This window comes from Cupriavidus sp. C2SS-8b (assembly GCF_057073745.1).
This window is the reverse complement of the sequence record NZ_CP172717.1, coordinates 490,609-508,685: the sequence shown is the minus strand read 5'-3', so window position 1 is coordinate 508,685 and position 18,077 is coordinate 490,609. Positions and strand designations below refer to the sequence as shown.

The following is an 18,077-nucleotide window of genomic DNA, read 5'->3' as shown; positions in this document are numbered from 1 at the left end:
AATCGGTTGCGGGGAATCTTCACGACGTAGGTGCCGAAGTCAAATACGTTGCGGTTTCGCCCGCCCCAGAAGCTGCACAACGATGCGCTTCGGCGCCTGCACCTTGCCGTCCAGGCCTCGGACACTCTCTTCTTCGTTATTCGACCCGCGGCCTGTGTACGCGATGCCTTGCCGGTACCGCTGCGCCTTTTCTTGGAACCGCCCTTCTCGTATATCCGCTTGCTTCAGCCTGGTTCCATGCCGTTCTTCCGTATGACCGGCGCCGCGACGGGAGAACTGAGGTACTTGACGAATGCCTTGGCCGCAGTGGGCTCCTTCGCATCGACAAAGATGCCACTCGAAAACACCGTGAAATACTGCACGTCCGCCGGAAGCGGTCCCAGATAATCAATGCCGACGACATGAATCAGTTCGCTCACCTGCTGGAAGCCGATGTCGGCTTCGCCGCGTGCCACCATTTCGCCTACTGACGCGCCGGATGGGGGCCGTTTGAGTTTTGGCTTTAGCTCGTCCGTAATGCCCATGCGCTGAAAAAGAGCATCGAGGTAGACGCCGCTCGGACCCGTGGAATACGCGATTGACTTTGCAGAGAGAAGGACCTGCTTCAGCGCCTCACTGGAGCCGATTTCTGGTCTGGGCATACCTGCACGTATGGCAACGCCCACCCCGGATTTCATCAGACTGACGCGGCTATCCGGTGCGATTTTGCCAAGGCTGATCAATTCGTCAATCGAATTCGACCCGACGATGATCAGGTCCGCACTCTCACCAGCCTTCACGCGTTTCATGATGTCAGCGGTGCCGGACCAGATGGTCACGACCTTGTCATTGCTCGCTTTTTCGAATTCCGGCACCAACTCTAGATAGGTTTCCTTGACAGCCGCCGACGCAATCACTTTGAGTTCGGCAGAATGAACAACTCCCAAATGCATGAGGACAGCCATGCCAGCCATCGCGGCCAGTTTCTTGCTTACGCAATTTCTCACGATACTTTCCCCCAATGCTGTTGCCGGTGTACCAAATGTCCCCGATTCTCGTGGACCGTGTTAAAGCATGGACAATGCCGGTCCTTTCGGCAAGACTTAGCAACGAGCATGGTGCTGACCGACGCAACTGGCCCGCGACAGCAGCAAGTTGTATTGGTCGTCTCACCTGAGAACCCTTCTCGAACCCGGCTTCGACCTGGAGTCCAAGACGCTCGCACAGTTCATGGCAGAACTTCTGCTCCACCGACCCGACCGAAATGAAATGGCGATCGGCACACTGGTAGGTGTTGTACCAGTGCGGCCCATCTAGCAGGCTCTGGCGTGGCCTGCATCTGTCCTGCAGCCTGCAGCGCCAGCAGCAACGTGGTCATATGGGCCTGCCGTCAACGATGGCGGCATCGTCACATACGAATTGGCCAGCCGGTAGGCCCGCAAGCAATGCCGCCTGAATGTTCATGGCAGGCGGGCTCCAGATGAATGCTGCAGGAATGCCCACATAGGCGCCGGACGTTCACCTGGCTGCCGTGCGCTCTTAAGCGTAGAAAATCATCCCAGGCATCGCGTCATCGGAACCGACGACAAAAGGAAGGTTCTGCTGAGCGAAAGCTCATCGGCAGCAGTGCTACTGCCAAAGGCGCGCGCAATTGCACAGTAGTGGATGGCGCGATGACGTCGGAGACTTGCAGGGCACGTGATGTCCTTAACGCCGTCTATGGCGTGGCACTTTGCAGCGCTGCCAGTTCTGCCTTGCAGAGCGCGACTTCATTGGTGACCCGGCTTTCGTTCCAGCCCAGCAAGCTGCCGATTGTCTGACCAATGCGGTCGAAATCCGTCTCCTCCAGCTTTCTGTACCAAGGCAGGCCACTACGGCGCAGTAGCGCATCCGAGAGATGTACGATCATTTCCTCTTCCGCCATCGTCTTCAACCACTTGGGTGTCGGCACCACTCCCGTCAACGCTGCAAAGACGTCCTCTGGGGAGAGCTTCGGAAAAGCAGACGCGAATTGTGGGATATTCGGAGCCTCTGCCAGTCCTTCCAGTTGCGAAGATACCGCGTCGGCGATCTCGACGCCGGCCGAGCGATGTGTCATGAGCGGTCCGCCGGTCATCGCAAACACGCCCTGCAGGCCATCGCCTGACAAGTCATGAAGTACTCGATTCCGGTTTCCGCCGGGAAGATGCGCGTCCCACGTTAATGGACGCACGCCCGACCAGGTGAAGATCACGTCCTTGGCTGTCAGATTGAAGGTTGGGAAAAGATGATTCGCTTCACCAAGCAGCCAGTCCCTCTCTGCTTCCACAGTCCGGATGTCATCGAGGTCGTCCTGATAAAGCAGTTCGGTCGGTCCAATGTAGTGATACTCACCCCACGGAAGACAATAAAAAGGTTCGCTTTTCCGGTTGATCGTCGCCACCCCGATTCCACGACATTCGTTGGGCAAGCGCACGACAATATGGGAGCCCTTGGTTCCCAGGACCTTGGGCGTTTTCCCCGATCGGTGTTTCGCCAGGACCTGATCGATCCAGATGCCCGCCGTATTGACGACACACTTGGCGGTCACTGTCGCCTCGCCCATTTCGATCATGTCCTGAAGACGTACCTGCCAGCCGGCGGAACTTCGTTCAAGCAATTCCGCCCTGGTGTAATTGATCGCGGTCGCGCCCATGCGGTGCGCGTCTATCGCAATGTCAACCGTCACACGCTCCGGCCATGAAATCTGGTATTCGTCGTAGCAGGCGACGCTTTCGAGCCGTTCGAAGTTGGCCAGCTTGTTGACGAGCGGAATCGAACTTGCGTGGCGACCTTTGATCCGGCTGTAGTTGAGCGGCGTCTTGCCTCGGTTGAAATATTCGAGCGTCTTGAAGGCAACGTCCACCTGCCAGCCCGAGTACGCACCGCCTTTGAAAATCGGGAAATACAACTTCGCAAGTTGTACGCGCGTGGGAGTCGTCGCAATGAACTCATCGCGCGACTCGACGGCCATACGCGCCATCTTCATCCCCGTAGCCAGCCGCGAAGGATTCGCCACGAATTCCCATGGGGAACGACCTTGCGCCAGATACCGGAGGCCGCAGTGCAACAGGCGACTCGATCGGCTGCTGGATCCTGAGCCGAAGTCTCCTTTGTCGACCAACAGAACGCGTCGACCGCGGGCGGCGAGCTGTTGCGCGCCCGCCGCACCATTGATGCCGCCACCAATGATGACGACATCGAACTGACGCCCATCCAGATTATTGACAGAGATCCGATTATTCATCTCGCACTCGTTTCATGTAATGCCCATTCGTTGCAGGTTGGTTGGCGCTCTAGTTGAAGTCCGCTCACAGCCACGCCTTCGACACAGGAAGAGCGGCATCGACATCGCTACAGTCGATGCCGTTTCGCAGCATGCCAATCAGGTACGCGCCTCTCTTGTCGGATGAGAACGCGCTGCTGTGCCGGGTCCTGTCGCCGGAGCGTTTGTAGCGCCGAGCGACACGTCGCGCGTCTCTGGAGCCATACGGACCGACACAAGCAGCCCGACCAGGCTAATCCCACCCGCGACCATCAGGCCGGTGGCGCTGCCATAGCTGGTGAGTACCGTGGGAAGCATGAACGTGCCGGCTGCTGCCCCGATGCGGCTCGCAGACATGGCAAGCCCCATTCCCGTAGCACGAAGGTCGGTCGGGAAAATTTCGTTCGGATAGATGAATTGCAGGCCGGAACCGGCGGCTTCAGCCATGGTGAACAGAATAAACAACCCGATCGCAACCGCCGCAACGCTCGACATAGGCGTTGCGAGAAGAAAGAGAGCCAGCGTTGCAAGAACAAAGGAAGCCAGGCAAAGCGTACGTCGTCCAACCTTGTTGACAATAACCATGCCAATCGCGGTTCCAACGATGGCGAAGGAAATGATGATGAGCGATCCGGCGAGAGGTTGCGTGGCGCCAAGGGACTTCAACAACATTGGCTGAAACGTCTTGATGGCGAATGACGGCGCAATCTGGCACATCCAGAAGATCGAACAGAACACCAGCATGCGTCCATAGCCGCGCGAAAGCAGTTCGCGAATGCTCGAGAGTCCGAGGCCTCGCCTGGACGTGCTGATGCGGGTTTCGGCAACGAGGGCAGCGAAGTCAACCTGCGGGCCCAGATGCTCGGTCACGATGCGGCGTGCGTCTTCTGTACGGCCCGCCGAGATGAGCCAGCGCGGCGATTCAGGAATATTCAAGCGCAGCAGCAAGAAAATCATGGAAGGGATCGCTGCGCTGGCAAGAATGTAGCGCCATACGCCGGCCGTGCTACCGCTCACGAACAACCCCGTTGAAAGGCTCAGCGTATAGCCGACCCAGAGCAGAAGTACGAGGCTCGCGAGCACTGGCCCGCGAAGCCTCCTCGGCAAGAATTCGGCGGCAAGCGCCGTCGCAATCGGATAGTCGGCGCCCAAGGCGATCCCCATCACGAAACGAAGAATGAATAGCGCCGTGATGTCTTGCACCAGCAGGTGCGCCAATGAGCAGATGACAAATACCGCGAGATTCAGAACGTACATCTTCTGGCGGCCGAAGCGGTCCGTCATCGGCCCGAATACGACGCCGCCTACAAACATGCCAACGAGGCTTGCCGCGCCGATCAGGCCAATTTGAAGCGCATTCAATGCGAGGTCCTGCGCAATGAACGGCAGCGCCACAACGATGATGCCCAACAGGTAGCCGTCGCAGAACGGACCGCCAGCCGCTACAAGGGCGATTCTCTTATGGAAGCGGCTCGCAGGAAGATCCTCGATACCTATGAGTGTGTTTGCCATGTCTCCCTCCGGGATCTGAGCGATCCGTACTTTGAAAAGTGTTTTTTTGCTTTGAGACGAGTCTAGGCAGGGGCAAAATATCGGTCAATGGTGAAGTTTCATCACCGTATATCGAAGGATTAGATATGTTGTTCAGTGACGAAATAAATACTTTCCTGGCGGTCGTCCAGTCCGGAAGCCTGCTACAGGCGGCAGAGATCGTTTGTACGACGCAGTCGACCGTGTCCTATCGCATTCAGTCACTGGAACGCCGGATAGGCCACGCTCTGCTGCGTCGCTCCCGTGGGGCTCGAAACATCTCGTTGACTTCAGATGGCGAGCGCTTTCTTGATATTGCCGAGCGCTGGAAGATGCTGGAACTGGAAGCGGAACAGCTACGGGCCAATCAGGAGCGACACCTTGCTGTCGGCTCGGTGGATGCGGTGGCGATCAATGTGCTTCCGCCTTTTGTGGCGGCACTATGCGACGAAGTGCCGCCTGTCCGCCTTCACATGGAAAGCTCCGTTTATTTTCAGCTTGCCAACCGCGTGGCGTCAGGCCATCTCGACGTAGCCTTTACATTGTCTCCAGCGGAACACGTGGATCTCGTTTCGAAGAAGATCCGCGATTACCCGATGCTCCTCGTCTACGCATCCTCTGGTAACCCTTCTTTGCCCGAAGTGCTGGACATGACGGACCTGGAACCGTCGAGGGAAATTTATTTGCCGTGGTCGGCGCAGTTCGATCTTTGGCGTAACCGGCGCGGGTTGTCACGACACGTCAATTGGGTCGAGAAGGCACACATGCTGGCGCCGATGCTCAGGAATGGCGCGTGGGCCATCGTTCCGAGTTTCCTGACCACGCCATTGGCGAGGCAAACGGACTGCACCATTCATCGGATGGCGCCAAACCCGCCCGATCCGCTTTCTCTTTATATGATTGTGCGCAAGCAAAGTGGCGACGAAACCGCCCGACAGCAACAACTTATCGAAATGGCTCTCGCCGCCCTGGAATGATCCGGGCCGGGTGTAATCCTCTTCGGAGCCAGGGCGCAGAGGTGGTGACAAATCTTGTCACTTCCTGGAACGACGAGTGGCAAAATTTGTCCTGCCATCCCATCAAGACCCAGCGTCAATCCAGCGAGCGAGCGTCTTCAGCCAACGTGAGCGCTTATTTGGTCGTGAACTCGATGCTGACGTCTTTGGACTCGCCAATTCCACGCGGTTCGGCCAGTTCCTGCCATGTACGTCTGGACTCGCTATCGACGCACGGCGAGCCTACCAGCAAATATCGGCGCCCACTGGCAGTCACACCGATTCCAGTACGGCGGTTGAAAGACTCAATCGCCGTGCTCACCCTGTACTCCTGGTTTTCAAGGCAGTACCCCACGAAATGCTTTCGGCCAGAGCCTGTCTCGCGTATTCCCCACCGCACGAGTGTGACTACTGGGTGTGCGTCAACAGCCGCAATCGCCTTGTTCTTCATTGGGTGCCTATCTGGGATTCACTGCGGACCATGGCCACGAAGAATGCGGTGGTTTGATGCTGCCGCTTTAGTGCCGGATGTAAAAGTAGACTTCGCGCACGCTCACGCAAATGGCATGCCAAGCCCCAAACGCTTTGTCAGCGGTCGCGTTGCGCGGCGGTGGTGAGCTCAGGCCTGCGCTGCAACATTCCGTGCAGGTTTTTTTGTTATTGGTCTTGTCCGTCATCGCTTCCGATGACGCGGCGTTCAAAACGATTTCATAAGCTTACGAGCAACCCGAATTCCTCGACGAACCGAGCGCGGTAAATAACCGACGCTCCGTCGAGCCGGATGTCGGGTAATGGCCGAAAGCTAGCCAACTCAGTCATTCACGGCCAACAAGGCAACAAGCGCAATGGCTTCTGCGAGAGTGGGCTAGGGACTCGCAGTCTGCCGCCACCGATACGGAGCCGCTGATGAATCCTGATCCCCTTCTGCGCACAACCTGGCGCCATGTTGTCGCCATGGGCGCACTGACATTCTGCGCTGCCGCATATGGCGAGCCGGCGGCAACCCCGGAACAGAAATTCCCGCCCGGCTACCTGGAAGCTTGCTCGACCGGATACGACAACGGTCAGGCCACCCACGAACCTGCTCCAGACAAGACGCAAGCCATGACCCCTGGTCCGGTGCTCCGGACCTCACTGGTGGCCCACCCTCCAACACCGGGTTCTTCGCCAAACAAAGCGAAGACCGGGAAGTGACCAGGCGGATTTCGGGATAAAAAAGGGACATGCCGATTGCGTCGACATGTCCCTTTTCCTATCTCAGCGTGAACGGCGCCTTGCCACCGAGATCCTCGACGCCGCGGATGCCCCAACGCGACGCGACAAGCCGATCTGTCCAATCATGTCGAAGCCAATCCGGGGCGTCTTGAGCCAGCGCATTGGCTGGAGCAGAATGGCATGCAATCTGCGAACGCTGCAGCGCCGATCTGCGCAAGGCGTTCCTTTAATGGGTATTCCAAATTTTCGCAAAGGAAGAACATGAGCACGCAAGGAAGCCCGATCCGTCCATCGCTGGCCGTCCACTCGCGCGAGAACGGCAAACTGGTTTCGGCACGCGAAGCCGTGCGCCTGATTCGCGATGGCGATACCGTGGCGACCGGCGGCTTCGTCGGGATTGGCTTTGCGGAAGAAATCGCCATCGCCATCGAAACGCTCTGCCTCGCGCAGGATGACGAGGCCCCGGTCAGCATGGCCAAGCCCCGCAACCTGACGCTGGTTTACGCTGCGGGGCAAGGCGACGGCAAGGACCGGGGCCTGAACCATCTGGCGCAGCCTGGCCTGGTGAAGCGCGTCATCGGCGGGCATTGGGGGCTGGTGCCAAAGCTGCAGCAGCTCGCGGTCGGCAACCAGATCGAGGCCTACAACCTGCCGCAAGGCGTGATTACCCATCTGTTCCGCGATATCGCGGCAGGAAAGCCGGGACACCTCTCGCGCGTCGGGCTGGGCACCTTCGTCGATCCCCGCTATGGCGGCGGCAAGCTCAACGAGCGCACGACCGAGGACCTGGTCGAACTGATGCGCATCGGTGACCAGGACTACCTTTTCTACAAGGCCTTCCCGATCAACGTGGCGATCGTGCGCGGCACCACGGCTGATCCGGACGGCAATATCACCATGGAGCGCGAAGCCCTGACGCTCGAAGCCCTGGCGATTGCCATGGCCGCGCACAACTGCGGCGGCCTGGTGATCGTGCAGGTGGAGCGCATCGCCGAACGCGGCTCGCTCAATCCGCGCCAGGTGAAGATCCCCGGCGTGCTGGTGGACTGCGTGGTCCTGGCGCAACCCGAAAACCACCAGCAAACGTTTTCCACGCCCTACAACCCGGCGTTTTCCGGCGAGGTCCGCGTGCCGGTGAGCAGCGTGGCGCCGATGCCGATGAGCGAGCGCAAGATCATCGCGCGGCGCGCGGCCATGGAACTCAAGCCGAACAGCGTGGTAAACCTCGGCATCGGCATGCCGGAAGGCATTTCGAGCATCGCCAACGAGGAAAGGATCCTCGACCTGATGACCCTCACCGCGGAGCCCGGCGTGATCGGCGGCATCCCTGCCGGAGGGCTCAACTTTGGCGCGGCCACCAATCCGGACGCGATCATCGACCAGCCCTACCAGTTCGATTTCTATGACGGCGGCGGCCTCGATCTCGCGTTCCTGGGGCTGGCGCAGGCCGATCGCCTGGGCAACCTGAACGTATCCAGGTTCGGGCCGCGCCTGGCCGGCGCCGGGGGCTTTATCAACATCAGCCAGAATGCGAAGAAGGTGGTTTTTGTCGGCACCTTCATGGCAGGCGGCAGCGAGATCGCGGTGATCGATGGCAAGCTGCAGATTCACCGCGATGGCATCGCCAGGAAGTTCGTCGAGGAAGTCGAACATCGCACGTTCTCAGGCCCGCACGCAGCCGCATCCGGCAAGCCGGTGCTCTATATCACCGAGCGCTGCGTATTCGAGCTGACCGCGCAGGGCCTGGAACTCATCGAGATTGCGCCCGGCGTCGACCTGGAGCGCGACATCCTTGCGAAGATGGATTTCACGCCGATCGTGCGCTCGCCTGCCCTGATGGATGCTCGGATCTTCAGCCCCGAGCCGATGGGACTGCGCGCGGACGTGTTGCGCCTGCCGCTGGAAGCACGTGTCGACTACGATCCGGACAAGAACATCCTGTTCCTGAACTTCGAGCAGCTCGAGGTGAAGCGCGCCGAGGATATCGCCGCGATCCGCACGCAGGTATGCCGCGTCTGCGAGCCGCTGGGCCACAGGGTCTATACCGTCGTCAACTACGAGGGTTTCGTGCTTGACCGCGGCGTGGAGGACGCCTACGTGGAAATGATCGATGAAATGGTGCAGCGCTTTTATATGGGCGTGACCCGCTTCACCACCAGTGCCTTCATGCGCGCCAAGCTCGGCGACACGCTCGCCCGCCGCGGACTGGCGCCCTATGTCTACGAGACCGAGGCCGAGGCGCAGGCGTCCTTGCGCGACCAGTCGGCCTGACGACTGCCCAAGCCGGCGGGCCGGGGCTGATCGCGGCGGAAGCACAGCAACCGGTCCCAGTCGGCCTCCGTAATGCCGGATATCCAGCTGTCGTGTGTCGCCTTGGGCAACACCAGCAAGGTGGACGGCCCCTGCCCGGCGAGTTCCTTCTGCAATGCGAGTCCCGCCTGGGGGCCAACCAGCTCGTCCTGGCCAGCGACCAGCACCGACGAACGCCCATGGTATTGCCTGAGCGCGGCGGCGGAATCAAACGGGGATTTCAATAGCAGGCCGACCGGGATAAACCACATGATCCGAGCCGCGGTCTCGCGCAGGCTGTGGAACGGCGTGATGAGCACCAGCTCTTCTATGCTGGCGGGCATGGCCGCGGCCACCTGCGCCGCCACGCCACTCCCCAGGGACTCGCCGACCAGCGTCACCGGGCCGGGCCAACGCCGGGACACCTCGCCCATCAACGCCAACGCAGCGGGAACAATGGTGGCCTGCGACGGATTTCCGGGGTTGGGGCCAAACCCGGGATACTCGGCGAGAACCAGGCGGTACCCGCGGTTGTTGAAAACCCTGGCGAGGCTGAGCCGCTCCAGGGCATTGCCGTCGTTTCCGTGGAAGAAAAGGGCTGTTTTCGTCGAGGCGTCAACAACTGGCGGCTCCACGACTATCGCGTTCACGCCGGGAATGATCTGGGCCCCGGCATGGGCGACCTGTTCCCGCCACAAGGACGCCTCGCTCGTGACCGGGAAGTAGATGAAGCGGTCCTGGCGCACATACATCCACACCAGGACCAGGCAATAGCCGAGCACGGCAATGTGCAGCGTGTTTCTCAATGTCAGCCGAACTTGCATGGTGGGGCCCCTGCAAACGTGAGACACAGCACTGTGAGCGCCCGCGCAAAGCGAAAAAAAGCTCCGAACGGCCGGCCCATGGGCGATGGTACGCCGTCAACATCATTGATGGGGCATCCGGGCTGCAATCCGGGCCGCGGGATCCGCGACGCGACGCCCCGGCCATCCGCTCAGGAGGCTACGGATTGCCCCGAACCATGGCCCTCAGACTCCGACAGATAGGCCGCGGCAAATTCCGCGAACACCGGACACGCCGGATTGTGGTTGGCATCGCGCCAGACCAGATGCACCTCGGCCCGCACGTCATCGCGCCAGATCGGGCGGAACACCACGTCGGGAAAATGCAGATGCTGCGCCGACGCCGGCACCAGCGCCACCCCCAGCCCCGCGCGCACCAGCGCGAGCACGCTATGGGTCTGGCTCATCTGCTGCACCACGCGCGGGGGCCGGCCGGTGCCGGCCAGCACGGCGCCGATCAGGTCGTGGAAGTACTTGCCCTCGGTGGCGGAATACTGGATAAACGGCTGCCCCGCGAGATCGCCCCCCGCGATGCGCTCGCGCGCGGCCAGCGCGTGCGTCGCCTGCACGGCAAGCAGCAGCGGCTCGCTGACCGCCGGCCGGCACTGCAGGTCGGGCTCCATGTCGCCGAGCAGCCGCAGGAAGCCGATATCGATGGTGCCCGTGCGCAAGGCGTCGATCTGCGCGACCGACACCATCTCATGCAAGGTCACCTCGATCTCGGGCAAGGCTTCACCGGCCCTGGCGATCAGCTTCGGCACGAGGTCGTAGCCCGCCACGGCGGTGAAGCCGATGCGCACTTTGCCGCTGGCGCCCCGGTCGATCCGCCGCGCCACGTCCACCGCGTGCCCCGCCAGGGACAGCAGGCGCCGCGCATCGTCGAGCAATGCCGTGCCCGCCGCAGTCAGGCGCACCACGCGGCTGTTGCGGTCGAACAGCCGCACACCGAGCGACTCCTCCAGCATGCGGATCTGCCGGCTCAATGGCGATTGCGTCATGAAGAGCCGCGTCGCCGCGCGGCCGAAATGCAGCTCCTCGCCCACGGCGATAAAGCAGCGCAACTGGTTCAGGTCGGGGATCATTGCATCATGCCAAAAGTTAGATTGATCGATGCAAACTATAGCTTAGACATGCAACGATCGGGTTTCTATACTCGGGCAAATCGACAACCTGCCGAGATGCCCGCCAGTGAAACCCGCCATCCTGCTCACCCAGCCCGTCGTCCCGAGCCTTGAAACCGGCCTCCAGGCAGCCTATGAGATCCACCGCCTGTATGGCACGCCTTCGCCCGACGCGCTGCTCGACGAAATCGGGCCGCGCATCGAGGCGGTCGTTACCGGCGGCTCGCTCGGCCTGAAGGAATCGGTGATGCGCCGGCTGCCGGCGTTGAAGATCGTCGCGGTGTCGGGCGTCGGCACCGACGCGGTCGACCTGTCGTATGCCCGCGAGCACGGCATCCACGTCACCACCACGCCGGACGTACTGACCGCAGATGTCGCCGACCAGGCCCTCGGCCTGCTGATCTCGGTGTACCGCCGGCTGACCGAAGCCGAGCGCTATGTGCGTGCGGGCCAGTGGGGCAAGTCGTCCCTGTCGCTCGCGCGGCGCTTCAGCGGCAAGCGCATCGGCATCGTCGGCCTGGGCCGCGTGGGCCGTGCGATCGCCGTGCGCGCGGCGGCGTTTGGCTGCCCGTTGTCGTACACCGACCTGCGCGCGCAGCCGGACGTGCCCTACACGTTCCTGCCGGACATCGTCTCGCTGGCCACCCATTGCGATGCGCTGGTGCTGGCGGCGTCCGCCGACGGTGCGAAGCCGGTGGTCGATGCCGCCGTGCTCGATGCGCTGGGGCCGGACGGCGTGCTGATCAACGTGGCGCGCGGACGGCTCGTCGACGAGCCGGAGCTGGTGCGCGCGCTGGAAACGGGCCGCATCGCCGGTGCCGGACTCGACGTGTTCTTCGACGAGCCGGCCGTGCCGTCCGCGCTGCTTGGCATGGACAACGTCGTGATCCAGCCGCACCGCGCCAGCGCCACGTGGGAGACGCGCGATGCCATGGGCGAGATCGTGCTGGCCAACCTGCGCGCCTGCCTGGCCGGCGAACGTCCGCCGACCACGGTGCTGGCATAAGCCCCGCCCTTCCCTCATTCCCATTGAACAGGCGCCACAGAGCGCCGTGACAAAATCCAGGAGACACCATGCAAACCCGCGCATTCCCGGCCTCAGTCCTCTCGGCCATCCCGTCTGTTTCTGCAAAGTCCGTTCGTGCCGTCCTGCCGGCGCTGGGCATGCTGGCCGTGGCCACGCTCGCCACGCTGGCGCCCCAGCCCGCGCTGGCCGGCGGCGCCTATCCCGAGAAGCCGGTGACCATCGTCGTGCCCTTCCCGCCCGGCGGCGGCACCGACACCGGTGCACGCCTGCTGGCGCAGCGCCTGACCGAGATGTGGGGCAAGGCGGTCGTCATCGAAAACAAGCCCGGCGCCGCCGGCCAGATCGGCAGCGACTACGTGGCCCGTGCGAAGCCGGACGGCTATACGCTGCTGATGGGCAATGTCGGCACGCATGCGATCAACCCGTCGCTGTACAAGTCGTCCTATGACACGGTCATGAGCTTCGCGCCGGTATCACTGGTGGCCGAACTGCCGCAGATCATGGTGACCGCCCCCGGCAACCCCGCCGCGACCGTGCCGCAGGCGATTGCGGCAGGCAAACGGGAGCCGGGCAAGGTTACGTACAGCAGTTCCGGCAGCGGCAGCTCGATGCATCTGGCGGGGGCCATGTTCGCGCGCCAGGCCGGCGTGGAGATGCTGCACGTGGCCTACAAGGGCGGCGGTCCGGCCGTGTCCGATGTGATGGCCGGCCATGTGAACTACACGTTCGCGACGCTGTACGAAACCATGGGCATGATCAAGGGCGGCAAGCTCAAGGCAGTGGCCGTGACCGGCGACAAGCGCGCGGCCGCCATGCCCAACGTGCCGACCGTGGCCGAAGCCGGCCTGGCCGGTTATGAAGCGGTGTCGTGGATCGGCCTGCTCGCGCCGGCGGGCACGCCGCCCGCGCTCGTCGGCAAGATCTCGCAGGACGTGCGCACGGCACTGGCCGACCCTAAGGTGAAACAGATGCTGACCGACCAGGGCGCGGTCCCGGCGACCAGCACGCCAGAGGCCTTTGCGTCGCTGATTGCGCACGATACGGCGCGCTATGCGAAGCTGATCCGCGACCTCGGGATCAAGGCCGAGTGATCGCCTGAATCAGGCGTCCCTCATGTCGAGCCGCGTTCGACGATGCGAAATCCCACATCGACGATCGGCTCGGCCACTGACTCGCCGCGGCAGCGGTCCAGCAGCAACCGCGCCGCCCGCGCACCGATGGCAGCGCCATCGACCTGCACCGTCGTCAGCGACGGATTCAAGTACGCCGCGAAGTCGGCATCGCCAAAGCCGCAGATCGCCAGGTCTTCAGGAATGCGCAGCCCGCGCGCCAGCGCCTCGACCATGACGCCCTGCGCCAGCTGGTCGGAACTGCAATAGATCGCCTCGATCGTCGGATCCTTCTCCAGCAGATCGGCCAGGGCCTGGCGGCCGAGCGCCAGGCTGCTCGGCGCCGGGACGACGACGGTCGGGACGTCATGCCCTACCGTCGAAACCAGGCCCTCGCGCCGTACCGACGCGCGATGATCGTCGCCGGTCGCGATGCCTAGGCGGCGCCAGCCCTTGCTCAGGAAGTATCCCGCGATGGCGCTGCCCACCTTGAGGTGGGAGAACCCCACCACCATGTCGACCGGCCGGTCGCTGAGATCCCACATCTCGACGACCGGGATGCCGGCGCGCCGCAGGCGCTCGCGCGAGGCCTGCGCGTGGACCAGCCCGATCAAGGCGATGCCGTCCGGGCGGCGACTGATCATGGTGCCCAGCAGCGCTTCTTCGCGCGCGTGATCGTAGCCCGTCTGACCGAGGATCAACTGGTAGCCGGCCGCATCGAGCGCATCGGTCAGCGCCTTGACCGTGGGCAGGAACTGCGCCACCGCGATGTTCGGCACCAGCGCCGCCACCATCAGGCTGCGCTTCGACTTGAGCCCGCCCGCCAGCAGGTTGGGGATATAGCCCGTTGTCTCGACCGCCTTCCGTACCCGCGCGATGGTCTTTTCCGACACCATGCCGGGGTTGCCGAGCGCGCGCGACGCGGTAATCAACGAGACGCCGGCCTCGCGCGCCACATCATGCAGCGTCACGGATTTCGGCCCATTGGAATTCGACATGCGGATCCTGAATCAGGGTAAATCGCTACCGGCGACACGCGTTAAAGCGATTGACGCTCGGGAATGACAACGTTAGCATTTCCTCCATTCCCGCGATGGCCGCTCTCGCTGCCGCGCATAGGAATGACGTATGGATTATATCAGTCCCTTCGCCTTGAAATGATAACGTTGTCATTCAGCAAGTCGGAACTGACCCTCTCCCCCTTGTTGCCTGCACCCATGACGAACCTTGCCGCTCAAACCGCCGACGCCATCGCCTCGATCCGGCTTTCCTCGTGCTACCTGCCGCTGGCCACGCCGATCAGCGATGCCAAGGTCCTGACCGGCCGGCAGAAGCCGATGACCGAGGTGGTGATCCTGTTTGCCGAGATCCGGACGCGCGACGGACACGAAGGCATCGGCTTCAGCTATGCGAAGCGCGCCGGTGGCCCCGGCCAGTTCGCCCATGCCCGCGAGATCGCCCCGGCGCTGATCGGCGAAGACCCGAGCGATATCGCGCGGCTGTGGGACAAGCTTTGCTGGGCGGGCGCGTCGGTCGGCCGCAGCGGCCTGTCGACGCAGGCCATCGGCGCGTTCGATGTCGCGCTGTGGGATCTGAAGGCGAAGCGCGCGGGCCTGTCGCTAGCCAAGCTGCTGGGCGCCCATCGCGATGCCGTGCGCTGCTACAACACGTCGGGCGGTTTCCTGCACACGCCGCTGGACCAGTTGCTGGTCAATGCGGCGGCGTCGGTCGAGCGCGGCATCGGCGGGATCAAGCTGAAGGTCGGCCAGCCCAATGGCGCGCTCGATATCCAGCGCGTGGCCGCGGTGCGCGAGCGTCTGGGCGATGCGGTGCCGATCATGGTCGATGCCAACCAGCAATGGGACCGTCCGACCGCGCAGCGCATGTGCCGCACATTCGAGTCCTTTAACCTGGTCTGGATCGAGGAGCCGCTGGACGCCTACGACCACGAAGGCCACGCCGCGCTGGCGACGCAGTTCGACACGCCGATCGCGACCGGTGAAATGCTGACCAGCGCAGCCGAACACTGGGACCTGATCCGCCATCGCGCCGCCGATTACCTGATGCCCGATGCGCCGCGCGTCGGCGGCATCACGCCATTCCTGAAGGTCTGCGCGCTGGCCGAGCATGCGGGCCTGATGATCGCGCCGCATTTCGCGATGGAGCTGCACGTGCACCTTGCCGCCGCTTACCCGCGCGAACCGTGGGTCGAGCACTTCGACTGGCTCGAACCGTTGTTCAACGAACGGCTGGACATCCGCGACGGACGCATCATCGTGCCGACCCGGCCGGGCCTGGGCATCACCATCAGCGAACAGGCGCGCGCCTGGACGCGCGAACAGGCGGTATTCGGCGAGCACGCCTGACATTGCCGCTGCATTTCATACGCTTCCCATACAAGACGGACAAGGAGACAGGACATGAAGAAGCTGATTGCATCCGCATTGATGACCCTCGCCATGACAGGGGCGCAGGCCGCGTGGCCTGAGAAGCCGGTCACGCTGGTGGTGCCTTTCCCCGCTGGCGGCTCGACTGACAACGTGGCGCGCATCCTCAGCGCGAAGTACCAGGCGCAGTTCGGCGGCAGCTTCGTGGTCGACAACCGGCCCGGCGCGGCCGGCATGATCGGCGCGGCCGCGGTCAAGCGCGCGCCGGCCGATGGCTACACCGTGTTCGTCTCCTCGCTCGGACCATTCGTGATCGGCCCGCACCTGATGAAGAACGCGGGCTACGATCCGCTCAAGGACTTCGACTACATCAGCGTTGCGGTGCAGGCGCCGAACGTGCTGGCCGTGCCCGCGAATTCGCGCTTCAAGACGATCCAGGATGTCGTCGCCTACGAGAAGGCCAATCCAAACAAGCTGACGTTCGCGTCCGCCGGCAACGGCACCAGCGACCATCTCACGGCAGAGTTGTTCTGGCAGCAAACCGGCACGACCGGCATCCATGTGCCGTACAAGGGCGGCGCCCCTGCGATGAACGACCTGCTCGGCGGGCAGGTCGATGCGACTTTCATGAACATCAACACGGCGGTGCCGCACATCAAGGCGGGCAAGCTGCGCGCGCTGGCCATCACCAGCAGCGCGCGCTCGCCGATCCTGCCCGATGTGCCCACCATGGACGAATCCGGCATCAAGGGCGTGACGGTCTACTCGTGGCAGGCTGTGGCAGCGCCCAAGGGATTGCCGCCGGAGGTCAAGGCGAAGCTGCATAGCGCCACGGTCGCGGCGCTCAATGACCCGGCGGTCAAGGCCAGGCTGCTTGAAGTCGGCTTCGAGATCGTCGCCAATACGCCGGAGCAGTTCACCGCGTTCCAGGCGTCGGAGTTCGCACGCTGGAAGAAGGTGATCGAGGTGGGCAAGATCACGGCGGACTGACAGCCCGCCGCAAGGACGCGATTCAGCCTGCGCTTTTCGCGCCGTGGTGCCCGGCGCCGTTCGACCGCTTGGTGCGCCGGATCACCATGAACACCAGCAGCACGACCGGCGCGATCAGCAGCCCTTCGACCAGCTCCGGGTCCATGCCCAGGTGCAGCGCATGCAGCGAGCGCAGGCCGACCGCCGTCAGCGACAGTACATAGTAGGAAATCGCAGCCACGGACAGCCCTTCCACCGCGTGCTGCAGATGGAGCTGTGTGCGCGCGGTGCGATCCATCCCCGCCAGCAGCCGCATGGTATTGCCTTCCTGTGCGAGGCTGACCCGTGTGCGCAGCAGGTCGACCGCGCGGGCGACGCGGGTCGTGAATTGCTCCAGGCGGTTCGCGCTGGCGCGGCAGGTGTCCATGGCCGGCGTGAAGCGGCGTTCCATGAATTCGGCGATGGTCGGGATGCCTTCGATGCGTTCCTCGCGCAGTTCCTGGATGCGCGCCATCACCAGCCGCTCGTAGGCGCGGCTCGCGCTGAAGCGGTGGCTCGACTCCGCCAGCGCCTCGCCGCGCACGGCGAGGTGCGTGAGTTCCTGCAGCAGGTTGGCGTCCACCTTGTCGTCCGGCGCGGAGTCCATGCGGTGCATCAGCCCGGCCAGCGAGCGTTGCAGCACATCGAGCGAACGCCCCAGGTCGCGCGCGGCGGGCAGCGCCAGCAGGGCCATCATGCGATAGGTCTCGATCTCGTAGAGTCGTTGCAGCAGGCGGCCGCCCTGCGCCTCGCGGAAGCCCTCGTCGATGACCAGGAAACGCGAAAAGCCATCGGGCTTGATGGTCCAGTCGCAATAGACCTCGCCGTTGCCCAGCACGCGGCTGCCGACCTTGATCGGGCCGTCGATCCACTTCCGGTAGTCATTACGCGCAATCGGGGCATTCTTCCCGGACACCAGTTCCATGCGGATGGCGACGAACCGCTTGCCCGCAATCAGCTCGAACCAGGCCGGCGGTATGTGTTCGGTGGCCAGCCCGGAGAAGTAATCGGTGTCGTGCCGGCTGGCCACGAACGTGTAGGTCGAGAATTCCGTGTGGCGTTCCCACTTCAGCTGGCGCTCGCCATTCCATTGCGCGGCATAGTGCGTACTGCCCGCCTCCGGCGGCGGCATGCCGGTGAGTTCGCACAACGCCGTCAGCAACTGCTCATGTACGGCGGCATCATCGGCCGCATAGATCGCCAGATGAGCGAGGGCGACGGAGCCTGACAAGCGCAGGAAAGGTCTTGCGTGCAGTTCGTTGGCAAGGCTGGCGCGCAGGGCGTGGTCCATA

Annotated in this window: 14 protein-coding genes; 7 read left to right on the top strand and 7 right to left on the bottom strand. The window is 63.0% G+C overall.

All coding sequences use genetic code 11. The features are described 5' to 3' along the window. Positions 1-224: 224 nt before the first annotated feature. The 3 genes from ACIGJB_RS19265 to ACIGJB_RS19255 form a co-directional block, all read right to left on the bottom strand. Positions 225-986 carry a substrate-binding domain-containing protein gene (locus ACIGJB_RS19265; protein WP_483733901.1) on the bottom strand — a complete coding sequence of 254 codons (762 nt, stop codon included), beginning with the start codon at positions 984-986 and terminating at the stop codon, positions 225-227. 710 nt (positions 987-1,696) lie between these two features. Then, positions 1,697-3,244: an FAD-dependent oxidoreductase gene (locus tag ACIGJB_RS19260; protein WP_483733900.1), complete on the bottom strand. Its 1,548-nt coding sequence runs from the start codon at positions 3,242-3,244 to the stop codon at positions 1,697-1,699. Positions 3,245-3,382: 138 nt separating this feature from the next. Next, positions 3,383-4,774 (bottom strand): MFS transporter, encoded by a 1,392-nt coding sequence (locus ACIGJB_RS19255; RefSeq protein WP_483733899.1) that lies wholly within the window; start codon positions 4,772-4,774, stop codon positions 3,383-3,385. 125 nt (positions 4,775-4,899) lie between these two features. On the opposite strand from ACIGJB_RS19255, the gene ACIGJB_RS19250 reads away from it, so the two are divergent. From ACIGJB_RS19250 to ACIGJB_RS19240, 3 genes are all read left to right on the top strand, one after another. Next, positions 4,900-5,769: a LysR family transcriptional regulator gene (locus ACIGJB_RS19250; protein WP_483733898.1), complete on the top strand. Its 870-nt coding sequence runs from the start codon at positions 4,900-4,902 to the stop codon at positions 5,767-5,769. A gap of 924 nt (positions 5,770-6,693) precedes the next feature. Next, a complete protein-coding gene (locus tag ACIGJB_RS19245; protein ID WP_483733897.1) occupies positions 6,694-6,981 on the top strand; it encodes a hypothetical protein in 288 nt (95 codons plus the stop codon). A gap of 282 nt (positions 6,982-7,263) precedes the next feature. After that, a complete protein-coding gene (locus ACIGJB_RS19240) occupies positions 7,264-9,273 on the top strand; it encodes an acyl CoA:acetate/3-ketoacid CoA transferase (RefSeq protein WP_483733896.1) in 2,010 nt (669 codons plus the stop codon). On the opposite strand, the gene ACIGJB_RS19235 is transcribed toward ACIGJB_RS19240, so the two are convergent. Together ACIGJB_RS19235 and ACIGJB_RS19230 are read right to left on the bottom strand one after the other, a co-directional pair. Beyond that, positions 9,222-10,115: an alpha/beta fold hydrolase gene (locus ACIGJB_RS19235; RefSeq protein ID WP_483733895.1), complete on the bottom strand. Its 894-nt coding sequence runs from the start codon at positions 10,113-10,115 to the stop codon at positions 9,222-9,224. The genes ACIGJB_RS19240 and ACIGJB_RS19235 overlap by 52 nt on opposite strands. Before the next feature lie 170 nt (positions 10,116-10,285). After that, a complete protein-coding gene (locus ACIGJB_RS19230) occupies positions 10,286-11,215 on the bottom strand; it encodes a LysR family transcriptional regulator (RefSeq protein WP_483733894.1) in 930 nt (309 codons plus the stop codon). A 106-nt stretch (positions 11,216-11,321) separates the two neighbouring features. On the opposite strand from ACIGJB_RS19230, the gene ACIGJB_RS19225 reads away from it, so the two are divergent. Continuing rightward, positions 11,322-12,260: a 2-hydroxyacid dehydrogenase gene (locus ACIGJB_RS19225; RefSeq protein ID WP_483733893.1), complete on the top strand. Its 939-nt coding sequence runs from the start codon at positions 11,322-11,324 to the stop codon at positions 12,258-12,260. A 158-nt stretch (positions 12,261-12,418) separates the two neighbouring features. Beyond that, positions 12,419-13,372: a Bug family tripartite tricarboxylate transporter substrate binding protein gene (locus tag ACIGJB_RS19220; protein ID WP_483734727.1), complete on the top strand. Its 954-nt coding sequence runs from the start codon at positions 12,419-12,421 to the stop codon at positions 13,370-13,372. Positions 13,373-13,392: 20 nt separating this feature from the next. Here ACIGJB_RS19220 and ACIGJB_RS19215 read toward each other — a convergent pair whose 3' ends face one another. Beyond that, positions 13,393-14,388 (bottom strand): LacI family DNA-binding transcriptional regulator, encoded by a 996-nt coding sequence (locus ACIGJB_RS19215; RefSeq protein ID WP_483733892.1) that lies wholly within the window; start codon positions 14,386-14,388, stop codon positions 13,393-13,395. Between the two features lie 219 nt (positions 14,389-14,607). Here ACIGJB_RS19215 and ACIGJB_RS19210 point away from each other — a divergent pair, with 219 nt between their 5' ends. Together ACIGJB_RS19210 and ACIGJB_RS19205 are read left to right on the top strand one after the other, a co-directional pair. After that, positions 14,608-15,756, top strand: coding sequence for an L-talarate/galactarate dehydratase (locus tag ACIGJB_RS19210; RefSeq protein WP_483733891.1), 1,149 nt, complete (start codon positions 14,608-14,610; stop codon positions 15,754-15,756). Positions 15,757-15,810: 54 nt separating this feature from the next. After that, positions 15,811-16,767, top strand: coding sequence for a Bug family tripartite tricarboxylate transporter substrate binding protein (locus ACIGJB_RS19205; protein WP_483733890.1), 957 nt, complete (start codon positions 15,811-15,813; stop codon positions 16,765-16,767). A 22-nt stretch (positions 16,768-16,789) separates the two neighbouring features. On the opposite strand, the gene ACIGJB_RS19200 is transcribed toward ACIGJB_RS19205, so the two are convergent. Then, positions 16,790-18,076, bottom strand: a complete 1,287-nt coding sequence (locus ACIGJB_RS19200; protein WP_483733889.1) for a DUF3422 family protein — start codon at positions 18,074-18,076, stop codon at positions 16,790-16,792. Position 18,077 lies beyond the last annotated feature (1 nt).